Below are 15,480 nucleotides of genomic sequence, written 5' to 3' on the forward strand. Positions count from 1 at the left end.
GGTTTTTAAAATAATTTGTTACTTATTTGTATATTTATTGAAGGTCAGAATGCGTACAAAAGCAAAAATGTTACCGGTAACTTATTGAATGAACGTAAAGATTTATCTGCTAACGTAAATTTAACTTTTTGTGCGGTTTTTCCGATAAGCGGTGAGGAAATAACGAAAAATGAGAGGTGGGTCGCGCGCTGGAACGGTGCCGAAAACAAAATCGGCCGCGTTCAGCGGCCGATTCGACAAAAGAGAGGATTACTGCGACATCGCCTGATAGGCGGTGGTCACCTTCCACAAATAGCGCGGCGCCTGCGGTGCCGGGTGCTTTTTCTGGATGTGCTGATAAAACTCATCCGGGCTCATCTGATTGATGCGATTGACCGCCACGCGCTTGTCCGAAGAGAAGGTGCGCAACATGGCGCCCGCCCCATTCACGTACGAAACGATGGTGGCGTAACGCAAAGTCTGTGGGTTGTTGATCCCGGCTAGCTGCTGGCTTTGAAGAATATTGATATAGGCCGTTCCCAGATCAATATTGACCGCCGGATCCTTCAGCTCACGCGAGCTGGGTTGCCCGCTTCGTCCCTTCATGCGATAGGCGTCGCGGCCGGCGGTAGAAGCCTTAAGCTGCATCAATCCCACTGCGTTCGAGGTGCTGACCACGTTCGGGTTAAACCCGGACTCCACCTGAATAATCGCTTTAATCAGCGTTTCGTCAACGCCATAGTTGCTGGCCGCCTGACGAATGTAATCGTTATAAGCAACCGGGGTGCCCGTGCGGTTTACCGGTGCCTGCGGAGGGGGTTTTAACCAACCGCCGCGCGTTGTGCCACTGCCTGAAATATTGCTTGCCGTTTGCGGGTCTTTGGCGCACCCCGACAAAAGTAAAATTGCCGTAAGGCAACCTATTTTTGTTTTCACAGAATCCCTCACTCCTTTCAATGAGTTGCGTAGCATATACAACTTGTAAGGACACCTGCAGTAATTTTTTGGGCTAATCTCAAGCTATCCATATACCAAGAGGTGATTTATGAGTCAATCTGCAACAAGCTGCTTTGTGGTGACTTTTCGCTATCAGGAAGAGGGATTAACCGACCTGGCGAAGCTGACCGGGCAATTGACGCGCGAGGGTTTTGTCACGTCGGTGACAGACGAAAATGGCGTTCACCACGAACTCGGCAGCAACAGTTTTGCGTTCATAACCGTGCTGGATCAAGAGGATGTGCTGCGCCTGGCGCAGGGGTTCGGGCAGTTGGCATTGGGAAAACAGCCGGAGGTGGCGATATGCAGCTGTGAGGACTACCTTCAGCGGTTACATACTGATACATAAAATGCTATAACTCCCCGGACGGTATTATTTTTTCAGTTGGAGAAATACCCCGCCGGCGGTGGGCAAGTGGCGCTTGACTTCGCTTCAATTGATATTGATAATCATTTTCATTTGAACCAGGAGACGTCATCATGCCATTGATAAGTTGCGCTTTTCGTCGCAGTCGCCCTTCCCGCTCTGCCGCATTGTTACGCCCTTTCATGCTCGCCTGCCTGCTGCTCGGCGCCGCCTTGGTCAGCCAAAACGCGCTGGCGGAAAAAAAGCTGCGCGTGGTGACCACCTTCACCATCATTCAGGATATCGCCCAGAACGTGGCCGGTGACGCCGCCGTGGTGGAATCCATCACCAAGCCGGGCGCCGAGATCCACGACTATCAACCGACTCCGCGCGACATCGTCAAGGCACAGCACGCCGACCTGATCCTGTGGAACGGCATGAACCTGGAGCGCTGGTTCCAGCGTTTCTTCGAAAACATCAAACAGGTGCCGGCGGCGGTAGTCACCGAAGGCATTACCCCGCTGCCGATCCGCGAAGGGCCCTATAACGGCAACCCGAACCCGCATGCCTGGATGTCGCCAAGCAACGCGCTGGTGTATATCGAGAATATCCGCAAGGCGCTGGTGGAGCACGATCCGGCCAATGCGGAAACCTATAACCGCAACGCCAAGGCCTACGCAGAGAAAATCGGCGCGCTGGACGCCCCGCTGCGCGAACGCCTGGCGCGCATTCCGGCCGCACAGCGCTGGCTGGTGACCAGTGAAGGTGCCTTCAGCTACCTGGCGCAGGACTATCAGTTGAAAGAGGTTTATCTGTGGCCGATCAACGCCGATGAGCAAGGCTCGCCGCAGCAGGTGCGCCGGGTGATCGACGCCGTGCGCGCCCACCATATTCCGGTGGTGTTCAGCGAGAGCACCATTTCCGACAAGCCGGCCAGGCAGGTGGCGAAAGAAACCGGCGCCAAATACGGCGGCGTGCTGTACGTGGACTCGCTGTCCACCCGCGATGGCCCGGTGCCGACCTACATCGACCTGCTTAACACCACCGTGCAAACCATCGCCAAAGGATTCGATCAATGACCCATGAACCGTTTGTCCGCCCTGAATTGAACGTGGACGACGTCACCGTAACCTACAACAACGGGCACACCGCCATTCACAACGCCAGCTTCACCCTGAGCGGCGGTTCGATCTGCGCATTGGTCGGCGTCAACGGCAGCGGCAAATCGACGCTGTTCAAAAGCATCATGGGCCTGGTCAGGCCTACCGCCGGCCAGGTGTCGCTGAGCGACAAGCCGGTGGCGGACGCGCTGAAAAAGAACCTGATCGCCTACGTGCCGCAGACCGAAGACGTCGACTGGAACTTCCCGGTGCTGGTGGAAGACGTGGTGATGATGGGCCGCTACGGCAAGATGAACTTCCTGCGCATTCCGTCACGTGAGGACAGGTTGCGGGTCGACAAGGCGCTGGAGCGCGTCGGCCTGAGCGAGCTGCGCGGCCGGCAGATCGGCGAGCTGTCCGGCGGCCAGAAGAAGCGCGTATTTCTGGCGCGCGCGCTGGCGCAACAGGGCACGGTGCTGCTGCTGGATGAGCCTTTCACCGGCGTGGATGTGAAAACCGAGAATGCGATTATCGAGCTGCTGCGCGCGCTGCGCGACGAGGGCCATCTCATTTTGGTCTCCACCCACAACCTCGGCAGCGTGCCGGAATTTTGCGATCGGGTGATCCTCATCAACCGCACGGTGCTGGCCGCCGGCCCGACCGAGACCACCTTCACCCAGAGCAACCTGGAGCAGGCGTTCGGCGGCGTGCTGCGCCATATCAACCTTTCCGGCCCGGATCTGCACGACGACAACGATCCGCGCACCGTCACGGTGTTGACCGACGATGAACGCCCGGCGGTGTTCTACGGCCACACCAAAAGCGATCCGCCGGCCAACAGCCAGGCCAGGGAGAAACAATCCTGATGCTGGACCTTCTGCTGCAACCTTTCAGTTACAACTACATGGTGAAGGCCATCTGGGTCAGCGCCATCGTCGGCGCCGCCTGCGCGTTCCTGTCCGCCTACCTGATGCTGAAAGGGTGGTCGCTGATGGGCGATGCGCTGTCGCACTCGGTGGTGCCCGGCGTGGCCGGCGCCTACGCCCTCGGCCTGCCCTACGCCGCCGGCGCCTTCTTCACCGGCATGCTGGCGGCGCTGGCGATGACGCTGGTGCGCCACATCACCCGGCTGCGCGAAGACGCCATCATCGGCTTTATCTTCTCCACCTTCTTCGCCGTCGGCCTGCTGATCGTGTCGCTCAACCCCACCTCGGTCAACGTACAGTCGATCATCTTCGGCAATATCCTCGGCATCGCCGACGAAGACGTGCTGCAGGTGGAAATCATCATCGGCGTTTCGCTGCTGATCCTGTGCCTGGTGTGGAAAGATCTGCTGGCGGTGTTCTTCGACGAAAGCCACGCGGTGTCGATCGGCCTGTCGCCGCTGAAGCTGAAGATCCTGTTCTTCACCCTGCTCAGCGCCTGCACCGTCGCCGCGCTGCAAACCGTCGGCGCCATTCTGGTGATCGCCATGGTGATCACCCCGGGCGCTACCGCCTACCTGCTGACCGACCGCTTCAGCCGGCTGGTGATTATCGCCATCATCATCGGCGCATTGACCAGCGGCATCGGCGCCTACCTGAGTTTCTTCCTCGACGGCGCCACCGGCGGGGTGATCGTCACCCTGCAAACGCTGGTATTCCTGGCGGCGTTCTTCTTCGCGCCGAAACACGGCCTGCTGGCATCCCGGCGCCGCGTGGCACATTCGCAAACCGGAGGCCGCTGATGGACACCCTGTATCAACTGCTCAGCGAACCCTTCGCCTACCCGTTCATGCAGCGGGCGATCGTCGCCGCCATCGTTACCGGCGTGGTGTGCGCCGTGCTCTCCTGCTATCTGGTGCTCAAGGGCTGGTCGCTGATGGGCGACGCCATCTCGCACGCCGTCTTGCCCGGCATCGTAGTGGCGTTCGTGGTCGGCATCCCGCTGGCGATCGGCGCCTTCCTCTCCGGCATTTTTTGCGCGGTAGCCACCGGCTACCTGAAAGAGAACAGCCGGGTGAAAGAAGACACGGTGATGGGCATCGTCTTTTCCGGCATGTTCGCCTTCGGCCTGGTGCTGTTCTCGCGCATCGATACCGACCAGCACCTGAGCCACATTCTGTTCGGCAACATGCTGGGCATTACCGACGGCGAACTGAAGCAAACCTTGCTGATCGCCGGCATCACCCTGGCGGTGGTGCTGCTCAAGCGCAAAGACTTCATGCTGTACTGCTTCGATCCGCACCATGCGCGGGTGATTGGCCTGCCGGTCAAGCTGCTGCACTACGGATTGCTGTGCCTGCTGGCGATGACCATCGTCGCCTCGCTGCAGGCCGTGGGGGTGATCCTGGTGATCGCCATGCTGATCGCCCCCGGCATCATCGCCTTTATGCTGTGCCGCCGCTTCGACCGCATGCTGATGGTGGCGACGGTGGTGTCGGTGTTCTCCTGCGTGCTCGGCACCCTGATCAGCTTCCACATCGACGGCGCCACCGGCCCCTGCATCGTCATCGTACAGGCCGCGCTGTTCGTGATCGCCTTGTTGTACAGCAAGCTGCGTCCGTTACAGGGTAACCAAAACGCCCCCATTGGCAGTTAAACGCCTCTCTGATGCGGCGGTGCTCTCCGCCGCATCTTATCCTCCCCTCGCTTATCCGTTGTCATCAAGTTGCAATCGGTATTGCGCTTAAATTAATCAATAGGGTATATACTTTGAGCTGGCGAGGCGCTGAAAAAATCGCCGCCTTTGACGCCGGCTGTGCGCCGCGTCGTGTTTTCACCACGGGAAAGACGCTAACCTAATGAATTATCAGGCAGCACAGAGGGGGACATACCATGTGGCAAGCCGTTAGCCGTCTGTTAAGTGAACATCTTGGCAGCGCAGAGATACGCGAAAGGATTGAACTGCCCGGGGGCGACATTCACCCGGCGTGGCGCGTGAGTTACGGTGACAACGAGGTGTTCGTGAAATGCGACGCCCGTGAACAACTGCCGATATTCACCGCCGAGGCCGATCAGCTGGCGTTGCTGGCGCGCAGCAAAAGCGTGCGGGTGCCGGAAGTGTACGGCGTCGGCAGCGATCGCGATTACAGCTTCCTGCTGCTGGAGTATCAGCAGCTGAAACCCCTCGATGCTCACGGCGCCTACTGCCTGGGCCAGCAGCTGGCGCATTTGCACCAGTGGAGCGAGCAACCGCAGTTCGGTCTCGACTTCGACAGCGATCTGACCACCACCCCGCAACCCAACGCCTGGCAACGCCGCTGGTCGGAATTCTTCGCCGAGCAGCGCATCGGCTGGCAGCTGCAGCTGGCGGCGGAAAAAGGCATGACCTTCGGCGACATCGACGACATCGTCGATCGGGTGTATCTGCGCTTGCAGCACCACCAACCACAGCCTTCCCTGCTGCACGGCAACCTGTGGCCGGGCAACTGCGCGATGACCGCCCACGGGCCGATACTGTTCGATCCGGCCAGCTACTGGGGCGACCGAGAGTGCGATTTGGCGATGCTGCCGCTGTATCCGGAGCTGCCGCCGCAGATCTACGACGGCTATCAGAGCGTGTGGCCGCTGGGGGCCGGATTTATCGAGCGCCAGCCGCTGTATCAGCTGTACTACCTGCTCAACCGCAGCAACCTGTTCGGCGGCCAGCATTTGGTGGCTGCGCAACGTGCGGTGGAGGCGCTGTTGCAGCCGGAAGCGTCATAACGTTCCGGGGCGCCGCTCGGCGCCCCGTTCATGGTTCAGGCCGCGCCGGCCAACTGCCCCAACAGGCGGATCACGAACCAGGCGATCACTGCAATCACGATCGGCAGGATGTACAGCGGAAAGTACTGCAGGAAAATGGTGTGGTGCGGCAGCGTGATGCGTTCCTCCAGTTGCTGACGCGTGTGCCCTTCGCTGCCCTTGGCCTGCTCCAGGATCATCTGATCTTCCAGTCCTTCGCGAATGAACTTGACCTGACGCGACATGCGCGCGCCGGAAGCCTGCAATGCCAGCCCGACGAAGATCAATATATAGATGATGATGAACATCAAATTGGCGCCGCTGAACAGGCTTTTATCCACGTCCGGCACCGGCGAGTTGTACCAGAAAAGGTTCAGGAACGGCGTATTGAAACGCACCATGTCCACCATCACGTGGACAAAATCCAGCATCACTGCGTTGATGCCCTTGGTTTTTTCACTGTGCTGATAGATAAAGCCCAGCACGGAAATCAGCGTCGACAGCAACGCCGGGATAAAAACCACCCATCCGAGAATGCGTTTCAAAATGGCGATACGCCCGGCCTGTTGATACGTCATGTGTTCCCCTTGTTAGCGACGTAACCGAATCGGCTAAGTCTACCTGCAGTTGGCGAAACTCGCCCACCGTTTTCTTCATTCCCGCTGTGCTACAAGCTTAGCCGAATTCGCCGAAATCAACTGCTTAACGACATCCGGGCACTATCATTGAAGAGATAACGTTATCCGTTTAGCCAGAGGCCGCCATGATTCGACTGATTATCTTATTGCTGGGCGCGCAGGCGCTGCACGGCCAGCGCCGCCTGCTGGTGCTGTTCGGTTGGCTGTGGATAGCCGCAGGGGCGCTGATGCTGTTCGACATACTGCAGGATGGCCGGTCCGTGCTGGCGCTGGATGCGCTGGCGGTCATCCTGGCGCTGGAGGGGCTGGTGGCGATATCCGCCGCGCTGGTGATCGGCTCTTCGGCCAGCAGGCCGGTGCTGCTGAAAGGATTGGGTTTTGTCTTTATGGCCTTTTTAACGTTGGACGTGCCCGCAGACGATAACATCGTCGCCACCGTGGTGTTTGGCAGCGCGCTGCTGCTTGACGGCGCCGTGCGCATCGCCTCCTCCACGGTGATTCAGCACAGTCGATGGAAAGGCGTGGCGCTGGCGGGCGGCGGCGAGATCCTGCTTTCGTTGATGATCTTTGTCGGCTGGCCGGCGCCGCACCGGATGACGGTGCCCTTTTGCCTCGGCGTGATGATGGTGCTTTCCGGCTGGGCTTTATTGCGTATCGCCCGCAGACTGACAAACTTCTCTCTGAATCAGCACCCCGCGCGGCAGCCATCCTCCCCGGCGGATGAGACTGCGCCGCTCACGGTGTATGTCTGGACACCGATTGGCGCGGCTAAAGATCCGCGCCGGCGTTACATCGTCGACCGATACATCGCGGCGGTCGACGGCGGCGGCAATATCTCCACCGGTCACGCCGCCCTGGCGCTCGCGCCGGATGTGTATATCAGCCACTACCCACTCAACGACATCAGCCATTCCGTTCAGGATTTCCGTCAGTTGCTGCACGCCGGCGAACAGAACAACGTCGACGGACGTTTCCTGCCCGACCTGGCGGGCGAGATCGCCGCCTGGTGCCCACCGGACAAGAAAATTCAATTCTACCGCTATAACCCGGCGGCGCTGCGCGCATTCTGGCTGCGTTATCGGCAGGACGCCACCTACAATCTGACCCGGCGCAACTGCTCCACCACTGTCATCGGCGCGCTCGACAGCGCGTTGGAAGGCGTGCTGGGCGATAAACATCTGTGGCGCCGTTTTCTGCTGCTGGTGCTGGATCCCAACCTGTGGATGCTGGCGGTACTGCGCAGCCGCGGTGAAAGCATGACCTGGACGCCGGGGTTGGTGCTGGACTATGCGCGCATGTTGCAACAGGTTTCCGAGCGTCAACACCAGCGATGGTGGCTAAAATTGCGCGAGGTGTGGAATATCCTGCGTTTTGGCAAAAGCCACACGCGCAGGCAAAGGTTTTAGTCTCGTCACCGGCGATGATAAAGTGTCGGGCACATTCACCCGCGCCGGCAGGAGTTAACCGCTAATGGCTTATTCGCAACGCATTGAAACCGCAATTTTTGATATGGACGGCTTGTTGATCGACTCGGAACCGCTGTGGCTGCAGGCCGAGCTGGATATCTTCGGCGCGCTGGGCTTGGATCTGTCCGACCGTCACAAGCTGCCGGACACGCTGGGGCTGCGCATCGATCTGGTGGTGAAAATGTGGTACCAGGCGATGCCGTGGCAAGGGGTTACGCTTGAAGAGGTGTCGGCGCGGATTATCGAGCGCGCCATCGAGCTGGTGCACGAGACGCGCCCGCTGCTGCCTGGCGTCCGGCAGGCGCTGGAGCTGTGCCGCAGCCAGGGGCTGAACATCGGTCTCGCCTCCGCCTCGCCGCTGCACATGCAACGGCAGGTGCTGAAGATGTTCGATCTTGAAGGCTACTTCGATCAATTGGTTTCCGCCGAATACCTGCCGTACAGCAAACCGCATCCGGAGGTCTACCTGATCGCCGCCGAACGCCTGGGCAGCGATCCGTTGCGCTGCATCACGCTGGAAGACTCCTTTAACGGCATGATCGCCACCAAGGCCGCGCGCATGCGTTCCATCGTGATCCCGGCCGCCGAATACCGCCACGACCCGCGCTGGGCGCTGGCGGATCACCAGTTGGAGACCCTCGAACAGCTCACCCCTGCCCACTTTGCCTGATTCTGCGGCGCCGGGCACCGGCGCCCTGCGGCATAAAAGGGATCCGCACCGCAAAATAAACGAAACACCGTTTCATTTTATTGAATTGGCGTGACGTTCTCATTATGCTGCATGGCAGGGAAAGCGACGGCCCGCAGCGCGTTGTCACTGCCACGCAGCGCGCTTCAAGGCCGCCGCTTCCTCCCGCCGCACGCAGTAAAACCGCGCTCGTTGCTTTCCGTTTCACTCCCCCCATTGCCCGCTTTTTGTTCTCGCCCGTCAAAATCGATGATTTGTTACCCACTGCCGTAACAAGCCGTTGTAAAACAGGGGAAAATAAACAATTGGTTACAGGGTAACTGCTTCCACTACTGGGAATTTTCCCATATACTGGATAAATTAACAGTTTACCAGCCGGAATCGCAACAGCATGACCGCGGAAGGACACCTTATATTCTCTGTCGCTTGCGCGATCTTCGCCAAGAAGGCGGAAGTGACGCCAGAGCTGGCTACCGGCGACTGGTGGCACATCATACCCGCCGCGCTGCTGACCTCGCTGCTGCCGGACATCGATCACCCCAAGTCGGTGCTGGGCCAGCGCCTGCGCTGGATTGCCCTGCCCATCGCCCGCGCCTTCGGCCACCGTGGTTTCACCCACAGCCTGCTGGCGATCGCCGGCGGCATGGCGCTGTTCCAACTGGACGTACCGCGCAGCTGGCCGATCCCGGCCGATGCGCTGCACGCCATGATCATCGGCTACTTCAGCCATCTGTTGGCCGACATGCTCACCCCCGCCGGCGTGCCGCTGTTGTGGCCATGCCGCTGGCGTTTTCGCCTGCCGCTGCTCAACTCGCAAAAAGGCAACCAGCTGGAGCGGGTGCTGTGTCTGTGCCTGGTGGCGTTTGCCATCTGCTGGCAAGGTGATTTCACCCTGCCGGTGCAATCCTATGTCGAGCAAATCAGAAATATCAGACTCTGATCACAAAAAACCGCCTAACTCATCACCTTGAAGTATATAAAACGAACAAAAACACACAAAAAGCTATATCAAATTCCATTTGGATATAAGTAGGCCACTCAGCAAACTGTTACGATATTTACATCGCGACATACGTGATGCGTAGTCGTTTTTATAAGAAAGATTATTGGAGACATTGGGGATGAATCTTCCGCTCGTGATTAACGTGCTGGTGTTTGTCGCGCTCCTTTTGCTGCTGGCGCAAACCCGCCACAAGCAATGGAGCCTGGCGAAAAAAGTGCTGGTCGGCCTGGTGGTCGGCGTGGTGTTCGGTCTGGGCCTGCAGCTGGTGTACGGCTCCGATAACCCGGTACTGAAAGAATCCATCAGCTGGTTCAACATCGTCGGCAACGGCTATGTGCAACTGCTGCAAATGATCGTCATGCCGCTGGTGTTCGCCTCGATCCTGAGCGCGGTGGCCAAGCTGCATAACGCCTCTTCGCTGGGCAAAATCAGCGTCCTCACTATCGGCACGCTGCTGTTCACTACGCTGATCTCGGCGCTGGTGGGCGTGCTGGTCACCAACCTGTTCGGCCTGACCGCCGAAGGCCTGGTGCAGGGCGCGCAGGAAAGCGCGCGCCTGACGGCGATCCAGACCAACTACGTGGGTAAACTGGCCGATCTGACGGTGCCGCAGATGGTGCTGTCGTTCATCCCGAAAAACCCGTTCGCCGATCTGACCGGCGCCAGCCCGACCTCGATCATCAGCGTGGTGATTTTCGCCACCTTCCTCGGCGTGGCGGCGCTGCAGCTGCTGAAAGACGACAAGCCGAAAGGCGAGCGCGTGCTGGTGGCTATCGACACCCTGCAGGCCTGGGTGATGAAGCTGGTGCGTCTGGTCATGAAGCTGACGCCTTACGGCGTGCTGGCGCTGATGACCAAAGTGGTCGCCGGTTCCAACATTCACGATATCGTCAAGCTCGGCAGCTTCGTGGTGGCCTCGTACATCGGCCTGGCCATCATGTTTGTGGTTCACGCTGTCCTGCTGGCCTTCACCGGCGTTAACCCGATGAAGTTCTTCCGCAAGGTGTGGCCGGTGATCACCTTCGCGTTCACCAGCCGCTCCAGCGCCGCCAGCATTCCGCTGAACGTGGAAGCGCAGACCCGTCGCCTGGGCGTGCCGGAATCCATCGCCAGCTTCTCGGCATCGTTCGGCGCCACCATCGGCCAGAACGGCTGTGCGGGCCTCTACCCGGCGATGCTGGCGGTGATGGTGGCGCCGACCGTCGGCATCAACCCGCTGGATCCGGTGTGGATCGCCACCCTGGTCGGCATCGTCACCATCAGCTCCGCCGGCGTGGCGGGCGTGGGCGGTGGCGCCACCTTCGCTGCGCTGATCGTGCTGCCGGCGATGGGCCTGCCGGTGACGCTGGTCGCGCTGCTGATCTCGGTCGAACCGCTGATCGACATGGGCCGTACCGCGCTGAACGTCAACGGTTCCATGGCGGCGGGCACCATCACCAGCCAGCTGATGAAGCAAACCGACAAAGCCGTGATGGACAGCGAAGACGAAGTCGAATTGGCGCATCGCTAACGCCGTCTCAGAACGAAAAAACCGGGGATAATCCCCGGTTTTTTTATGCCCCGCGTTCGGTCGTTACGGCCGCTCGCCGTTGGCCAACCGGCGGTTGATGTCGGCGATCGCTGCCGGCAATTGCGCCAGCGTGTCTATCACATAGTGCGCGCCCGCCGCGTACAGCTTATCGGCGGCCGCCGCGCGGCGGCGCTCTATCTCGCCTGCCGTCATCCGGCGATACTCCTGCCAGGTGGCGCCAAACTCGTTGCCGGACAGCGCCAGCCCGACGCTCCACATCCCGGCGTTCAGCCCTTCGGCAATGCCCGGCACCGCGTCATCCACCTTCACGCAATGCGCCACCGCATCGATGCCCAGCGCGATCGCGTTCTGCAACGCCATCCACGGCCCCGGTCGCCCGCCGGCTGCAAGATCGTCGGTGGCGACCCAGTAATCCGGCGCGTAGCCGCGCTGCGCGGCGGCGGGCACCAGCACTTCCATCACCGCGCGCGGATAGCCGGAGCAGGAACCGATTTTAATGCCCTGCTCGCGCAAAGCGGCAATCACCTGCGGCACGCCCTCGATGGGATCGGCGAAGTCGATCACTTTAGCGATTTGCAGCGGCATAAACGCCTGATACAGCGCGTCAATGTCCTGATGGCTCATCGAGCGTCCCAGCTTCTGCCGCCAGCGCGCGTCGACCGCCGGCAGCTTGCCCAGCGCCTCGATGTGCTGCCATTTGCCCAGCCCCATCGGAATGCGCGCCTCCGCCAGGCTGATGTCGATATCGAAGGTTTGCTTGAAGGCCTCGACGAAAATCTGCGTTGGCGCAAAGGAGCCGAAGTCCACCGTGGTGCCCGCCCAGTCGAGGATCACTGCGTTGATCTGTTTCATGGTCAATCCTTATTGATTCCAGTACATCGCCTGCCCGACGGCCGCCAGCAAACGTTCGATATCTTGCGGATAGATTTCACCGATGTTGCCGATACGGAAGCAGTCGCTCTGCGACACTTTACCGGGATAAATCACGAAGCCTTGTTGCTTGAGACGCTGATAAAACTCGGCGAAGCGGTATGTATCAGCCTTTGGCGAATAGAACGCGGTGATGATCGGCGAGTGCAGCGCATCGTCCAGCAGGGTCTCAAAACCCAGCTCGCGCATACCCGCCACCAGCCGCCGCTGATTGGCCTGATAGCGGTGGTGGCGCGCGGCAATGCCGCCCTCTTGTTCCAGCTCTTTCAGCGCCTGCGCGAAGGCCAGCACGGTGTGGGTCGGCGACGTAAAGCGCCATTTGCCGGCCTGATCCTCCATACAGCGCCACTGAGCATACAGATCCAGCGACAGCGAGCGTGAACGGCTGGCGCATTTCTCCAGCTCGCTGCGGCGGGCGATGACGAACGCGAAGCCCGGCACGCCCTGAATGCATTTGTTGGCGGAGCTGATCAGAAAATCGATGCCCAGCGCGTCCACATCCAACGGGATGCCGCCAAAGCTGCTCATGGCGTCGACGATAAAGGTCTTGCCATTGCGCGCCGCCAGACCGGCGACCTTCTGCAGCGGATTGAGCATGCCGGTGGTGGTTTCACAGTGCACCATGGCGATATGGCTGATGCGCGCATCGCTTTTCAGCACCGCCTCCATCGCCGCCACGTCCGGTTCATTCACCTCACCGCAGTCGAAAGCGTGGTGGTCGATATCCATCAGCCGCGCCATTTCGATCATCCGCGCCCCGTAGGCGCCGTTGTTGACGATCAGCAGCTTGTCGTGCGGGCCGATGACCGTGCCCAGCACGCCCTCTACCGCGAAGCTGCCGCTGCCTTGCAGCAGCACCGAGGTATAACCGGCAGACGGCGTCGCCAGCGCCACCAACCGTTGACGAATACGCTGCACCACGCCGAGGTTGTAATCTTCATCCCAGGTGCAGCTGTCATACAGCATCGCCTCTTTCACCGTTTTCGACGTGGTCAACGGGCCGGGGGTCAACAGCAGGTAGTTACGATCGGACATGTTATTCACCTATTGGTCTATACCAGATTGCGATCATTGTGGCGGCAAATTCCTGCCCCGGTCAAACGACAAAGCGCGGTGAAACAAAAAATTCATCTGGCTATGTATAATAAGCGCGTGCCGGAATGTCGGGCCGATGCCATAGCGAGATGAAATGAAAGAACATCAGGGCGATATGCCTCACTACCTGCAGATCAAGGATCAGCTCCAGGCGCGCATTACCCGCGGCGCGCTGCAGGCCGGCGATAAGCTGCCTTCGGAGCGCGAGCTGTGCGCCATCTTCTCCACCACCCGCGTCACCATTCGCGAGAGCCTGGCGCAGTTGGAAGCCACCGGCGCCATCTACCGCGCCGATCGTCGCGGCTGGTTCGTCACGCCGGAGCGGCTGTGGCTGGATCCGACGCAAAACACCAATTTCCACCGCCTTTGTCAGGAGCAAGGGCGCACGCCGCGCACCGCGCTGCTGTCCGGCGAAAAAACCACGGTGCCGCTCGACGTCATGCAGCCGCTGGCGCTCGAACCGTTCGATCAGGTGTATCTGCTGCGCCGCGTGCGCTATGCCGACGGCCGCGCCATCTGCTATTGCGAGAACCACTGCCTGCCGCAGCGGGTGCCGGAACTGCTCAGGCACGATCTCAACGGCAGCCTGACCGAGGTTTATCAACAGCATTACGATTTGATTTACAGCAACATGCACCTGTCGTTCTACCCGACCGCCCTGCCTTACCGCGCCGCCAACGCGCTCGGCGCCATGGTCGGCTTGCCCGCGTTGCTGCTGCGTCGACTGAATTACGATCAGCACGGCCGCATCCTCGATTTCGATATTGAATACTGGCGCCACGACAGCCTGCGCATCGAAGTCGATACGCTCTAACCTCGATTATCACGGGGCCGGCGCCCGCCGCCCCGCCTTCCTCACCCACGCTCGATCCCCCTTTTAAGGCAAATATATTTTGCCGCTTTCATTTGTTTGTCATATTTGCCGATTAGCTTGGCCGCATATCTGGTGTATACCAGTTTCGCATTAACCCGCAACAGTGAGGCTGAAGCTATGAAATTTTCTCGTCTGGTCGTGATGACCGCCATCGCACTCGGCGCCGCGCCGGCCTGGGCCGCCGATGCGGTGGTGACCGTCTACTCCGCCGATGGTCTGCACGACGGCGATCACAGCTGGTATCAAACCCAGTTCGACGCCTTCACCCAGGCGACCGGCGTCAAGGTGCAGTACGTCGAAGGCGGCTCCGGCGCCATCGTGGAGCGCCTGTCGAAGGAGCGCAGCAACCCGCAGGCCGACGTGCTGGTGACGCTGCCGCCGTTCATCCAGCGCGCCGCCGCGGAAAAACTGCTGCAGGATTTCACCCCGCAGGATGCGGCGCAGATCGCCGACGCCCAGCCGCAGTTCGTGCCACTGGTGAACAACTACCTGAGCTTCATCTATAACGCCAAACTGCTGCCGCAGGCGCCTGCCAGCTATCAACAGCTGCTGGACGCGCAGTTCCGCAATAAGCTGCAGTACTCCACGCCGGGCCAGGCGGGTGACGGCACCGCAGTGATGCTGCAGGCGTTTCACAGCTTCGGCAGCAAAGACGCCGGTTTCGACTACCTCGGCAAGCTGCAAAGCAACAACGTCGGCCCTTCGGCCTCCACCGGCAAGCTGACCGCGCTGGTCAATAAGGGGGAGCTGCTGGTAGCCAACGGCGATCTGCAGATGAACCTGGCGCAGATGCGCAGCAACCCGAACGTGAAGGTGTTCTGGCCGGCCGGGCCGGACGGCAAACGCAGCACGCTGGTGCTGCCTTACTACATCGGCCTGGTGCAAGGCGCGCCGCAAAGCGCCAACGGCAAAAAGCTGATCGATTTCCTGCTGAGCAAAGAAGCCCAGAGCAGCGTCAGCGCCATTTCCTACGGCATGCCGGTGCGTAAGGATGTCACCCCGACCGACGATAACTTCAGGCAGTCGCAGGCCGCGCTGCAGGGTGTAGAGATCTGGGCGCCGGACTGGAACCAGGTGGTGAGCAGCCTGTCCGCCGATATCTCCCGCTGGCACAAGGTGACAGAATGACG

The 15,480-nt window shown here is 60.1% G+C and carries 16 protein-coding genes; 12 read left to right on the plus strand and 4 right to left on the minus strand.

What is annotated here, in order from left to right; all coding sequences use genetic code 11:
- Nucleotides 1-249 precede the first annotated feature (249 nt).
- A complete protein-coding gene (locus ACOWVD_RS05855) occupies nucleotides 250-915 on the minus strand; it encodes a transglycosylase SLT domain-containing protein (RefSeq protein WP_004931439.1) in 666 nt (221 codons plus the stop codon).
- Nucleotides 916-1,024: 109 nt separating this feature from the next.
- On the opposite strand from ACOWVD_RS05855, the gene ghoS reads away from it, so the two are divergent.
- From ghoS to ACOWVD_RS05885, 6 genes are all read left to right on the plus strand, one after another.
- The gene (ghoS, locus tag ACOWVD_RS05860) at nucleotides 1,025-1,324 is read left to right on the plus strand and encodes a type V toxin-antitoxin system endoribonuclease antitoxin GhoS (RefSeq protein WP_015377688.1); all 300 of its coding nucleotides are present in this window, start codon (nucleotides 1,025-1,027) and stop codon (nucleotides 1,322-1,324) included.
- A 131-nt stretch (nucleotides 1,325-1,455) separates the two neighbouring features.
- Nucleotides 1,456-2,400, plus strand: a complete 945-nt coding sequence (locus ACOWVD_RS05865; RefSeq protein ID WP_031300483.1) for a metal ABC transporter substrate-binding protein — start codon at nucleotides 1,456-1,458, stop codon at nucleotides 2,398-2,400.
- A complete protein-coding gene (locus tag ACOWVD_RS05870) occupies nucleotides 2,397-3,287 on the plus strand; it encodes a manganese/iron ABC transporter ATP-binding protein (protein ID WP_004931446.1) in 891 nt (296 codons plus the stop codon). Before ACOWVD_RS05865 ends, ACOWVD_RS05870 begins: the two co-directional genes overlap by 4 nt.
- The gene (yfeC, locus tag ACOWVD_RS05875) at nucleotides 3,287-4,147 is read left to right on the plus strand and encodes an iron/manganese ABC transporter permease subunit YfeC (RefSeq protein WP_015377686.1); all 861 of its coding nucleotides are present in this window, start codon (nucleotides 3,287-3,289) and stop codon (nucleotides 4,145-4,147) included. The genes ACOWVD_RS05870 and yfeC overlap by 1 nt, the downstream gene beginning before the upstream one ends.
- Nucleotides 4,147-5,001 carry a metal ABC transporter permease gene (locus tag ACOWVD_RS05880; RefSeq protein WP_015377685.1) on the plus strand — a complete coding sequence of 285 codons (855 nt, stop codon included), beginning with the start codon at nucleotides 4,147-4,149 and terminating at the stop codon, nucleotides 4,999-5,001. The genes yfeC and ACOWVD_RS05880 overlap by 1 nt, the downstream gene beginning before the upstream one ends.
- A gap of 236 nt (nucleotides 5,002-5,237) precedes the next feature.
- A complete protein-coding gene (locus tag ACOWVD_RS05885) occupies nucleotides 5,238-6,107 on the plus strand; it encodes a fructosamine kinase family protein (protein ID WP_004931452.1) in 870 nt (289 codons plus the stop codon).
- A 35-nt stretch (nucleotides 6,108-6,142) separates the two neighbouring features.
- Here ACOWVD_RS05885 and ACOWVD_RS05890 read toward each other — a convergent pair whose 3' ends face one another.
- Nucleotides 6,143-6,703: a YniB family protein gene (locus tag ACOWVD_RS05890; RefSeq protein ID WP_004931453.1), complete on the minus strand. Its 561-nt coding sequence runs from the start codon at nucleotides 6,701-6,703 to the stop codon at nucleotides 6,143-6,145.
- 185 nt (nucleotides 6,704-6,888) lie between these two features.
- On the opposite strand from ACOWVD_RS05890, the gene ACOWVD_RS05895 reads away from it, so the two are divergent.
- The 4 genes from ACOWVD_RS05895 (at nucleotide 6,889) to ACOWVD_RS05910 (ending at nucleotide 11,430) form a co-directional block, all read left to right on the plus strand.
- Nucleotides 6,889-8,169 carry an HdeD family acid-resistance protein gene (locus ACOWVD_RS05895; RefSeq protein ID WP_164095025.1) on the plus strand — a complete coding sequence of 427 codons (1,281 nt, stop codon included), beginning with the start codon at nucleotides 6,889-6,891 and terminating at the stop codon, nucleotides 8,167-8,169.
- A 64-nt stretch (nucleotides 8,170-8,233) separates the two neighbouring features.
- A complete protein-coding gene (gene hxpB / locus ACOWVD_RS05900; RefSeq protein ID WP_004931455.1) occupies nucleotides 8,234-8,899 on the plus strand; it encodes a hexitol phosphatase HxpB in 666 nt (221 codons plus the stop codon).
- 409 nt (nucleotides 8,900-9,308) lie between these two features.
- Nucleotides 9,309-9,857, plus strand: a complete 549-nt coding sequence (locus tag ACOWVD_RS05905) for a metal-dependent hydrolase (RefSeq protein WP_004931456.1) — start codon at nucleotides 9,309-9,311, stop codon at nucleotides 9,855-9,857.
- Nucleotides 9,858-10,038: 181 nt separating this feature from the next.
- On the plus strand, nucleotides 10,039-11,430 hold the full coding sequence (locus ACOWVD_RS05910) for an L-cystine transporter (protein WP_004931458.1): 1,392 nt from the start codon (nucleotides 10,039-10,041) through the stop codon (nucleotides 11,428-11,430).
- Between the two features lie 63 nt (nucleotides 11,431-11,493).
- Here the strand turns inward: ACOWVD_RS05910 and phnX are convergent, their stop codons facing one another.
- Together phnX and phnW are read right to left on the minus strand one after the other, a co-directional pair.
- Nucleotides 11,494-12,303: a phosphonoacetaldehyde hydrolase gene (gene phnX, locus ACOWVD_RS05915; protein ID WP_082997710.1), complete on the minus strand. Its 810-nt coding sequence runs from the start codon at nucleotides 12,301-12,303 to the stop codon at nucleotides 11,494-11,496.
- 9 nt (nucleotides 12,304-12,312) lie between these two features.
- A complete protein-coding gene (gene phnW, locus ACOWVD_RS05920; protein WP_164095024.1) occupies nucleotides 12,313-13,416 on the minus strand; it encodes a 2-aminoethylphosphonate--pyruvate transaminase in 1,104 nt (367 codons plus the stop codon).
- Between the two features lie 154 nt (nucleotides 13,417-13,570).
- Here phnW and phnR point away from each other — a divergent pair, with 154 nt between their 5' ends.
- The gene (gene phnR / locus ACOWVD_RS05925) at nucleotides 13,571-14,290 is read left to right on the plus strand and encodes a phosphonate utilization transcriptional regulator PhnR (RefSeq protein WP_033633223.1); all 720 of its coding nucleotides are present in this window, start codon (nucleotides 13,571-13,573) and stop codon (nucleotides 14,288-14,290) included.
- Nucleotides 14,291-14,467: 177 nt separating this feature from the next.
- Nucleotides 14,468-15,478: a 2-aminoethylphosphonate ABC transporter substrate-binding protein gene (locus ACOWVD_RS05930; protein ID WP_004931467.1), complete on the plus strand. Its 1,011-nt coding sequence runs from the start codon at nucleotides 14,468-14,470 to the stop codon at nucleotides 15,476-15,478.
- Nucleotides 15,479-15,480: the final 2 nt, after the last annotated feature.

It is taken from the genome of Serratia sp. SA088, from assembly GCF_049065515.1.
GTDB classification, from domain to species: Bacteria; Pseudomonadota; Gammaproteobacteria; order Enterobacterales; family Enterobacteriaceae; genus Serratia; species Serratia nematodiphila.

Excerpts from the sequence above, each read along its gene's own strand:
- ACOWVD_RS05880 (WP_015377685.1), top strand. The coding sequence starts at position 4,147 with ATGGACACCCTGTATCAACTGCTCAGCGAACCCTTCGCCTACCCGTTC.
- ACOWVD_RS05865 (WP_031300483.1), top strand. The coding sequence starts at position 1,456 with ATGCCATTGATAAGTTGCGCTTTTCGTCGCAGTCGCCCTTCCCGCTCT.
- ghoS (WP_015377688.1), top strand. The coding sequence starts at position 1,025 with ATGAGTCAATCTGCAACAAGCTGCTTTGTGGTGACTTTTCGCTATCAG.
- phnW (WP_164095024.1), bottom strand. The coding sequence starts at position 13,416 with ATGTCCGATCGTAACTACCTGCTGTTGACCCCCGGCCCGTTGACCACG.
- ACOWVD_RS05930 (WP_004931467.1), top strand. The coding sequence starts at position 14,468 with ATGAAATTTTCTCGTCTGGTCGTGATGACCGCCATCGCACTCGGCGCC.
- ACOWVD_RS05895 (WP_164095025.1), top strand. The coding sequence starts at position 6,889 with ATGATTCGACTGATTATCTTATTGCTGGGCGCGCAGGCGCTGCACGGC.
- phnR (WP_033633223.1), top strand. The coding sequence starts at position 13,571 with ATGAAAGAACATCAGGGCGATATGCCTCACTACCTGCAGATCAAGGAT.
- hxpB (WP_004931455.1), top strand. The coding sequence starts at position 8,234 with ATGGCTTATTCGCAACGCATTGAAACCGCAATTTTTGATATGGACGGC.
- ACOWVD_RS05870 (WP_004931446.1), top strand. The coding sequence starts at position 2,397 with ATGACCCATGAACCGTTTGTCCGCCCTGAATTGAACGTGGACGACGTC.
- yfeC (WP_015377686.1), top strand. The coding sequence starts at position 3,287 with ATGCTGGACCTTCTGCTGCAACCTTTCAGTTACAACTACATGGTGAAG.
- ACOWVD_RS05890 (WP_004931453.1), bottom strand. The coding sequence starts at position 6,703 with ATGACGTATCAACAGGCCGGGCGTATCGCCATTTTGAAACGCATTCTC.
- phnX (WP_082997710.1), bottom strand. The coding sequence starts at position 12,303 with ATGAAACAGATCAACGCAGTGATCCTCGACTGGGCGGGCACCACGGTG.
- ACOWVD_RS05885 (WP_004931452.1), top strand. The coding sequence starts at position 5,238 with ATGTGGCAAGCCGTTAGCCGTCTGTTAAGTGAACATCTTGGCAGCGCA.
- ACOWVD_RS05905 (WP_004931456.1), top strand. The coding sequence starts at position 9,309 with ATGACCGCGGAAGGACACCTTATATTCTCTGTCGCTTGCGCGATCTTC.
- ACOWVD_RS05910 (WP_004931458.1), top strand. The coding sequence starts at position 10,039 with ATGAATCTTCCGCTCGTGATTAACGTGCTGGTGTTTGTCGCGCTCCTT.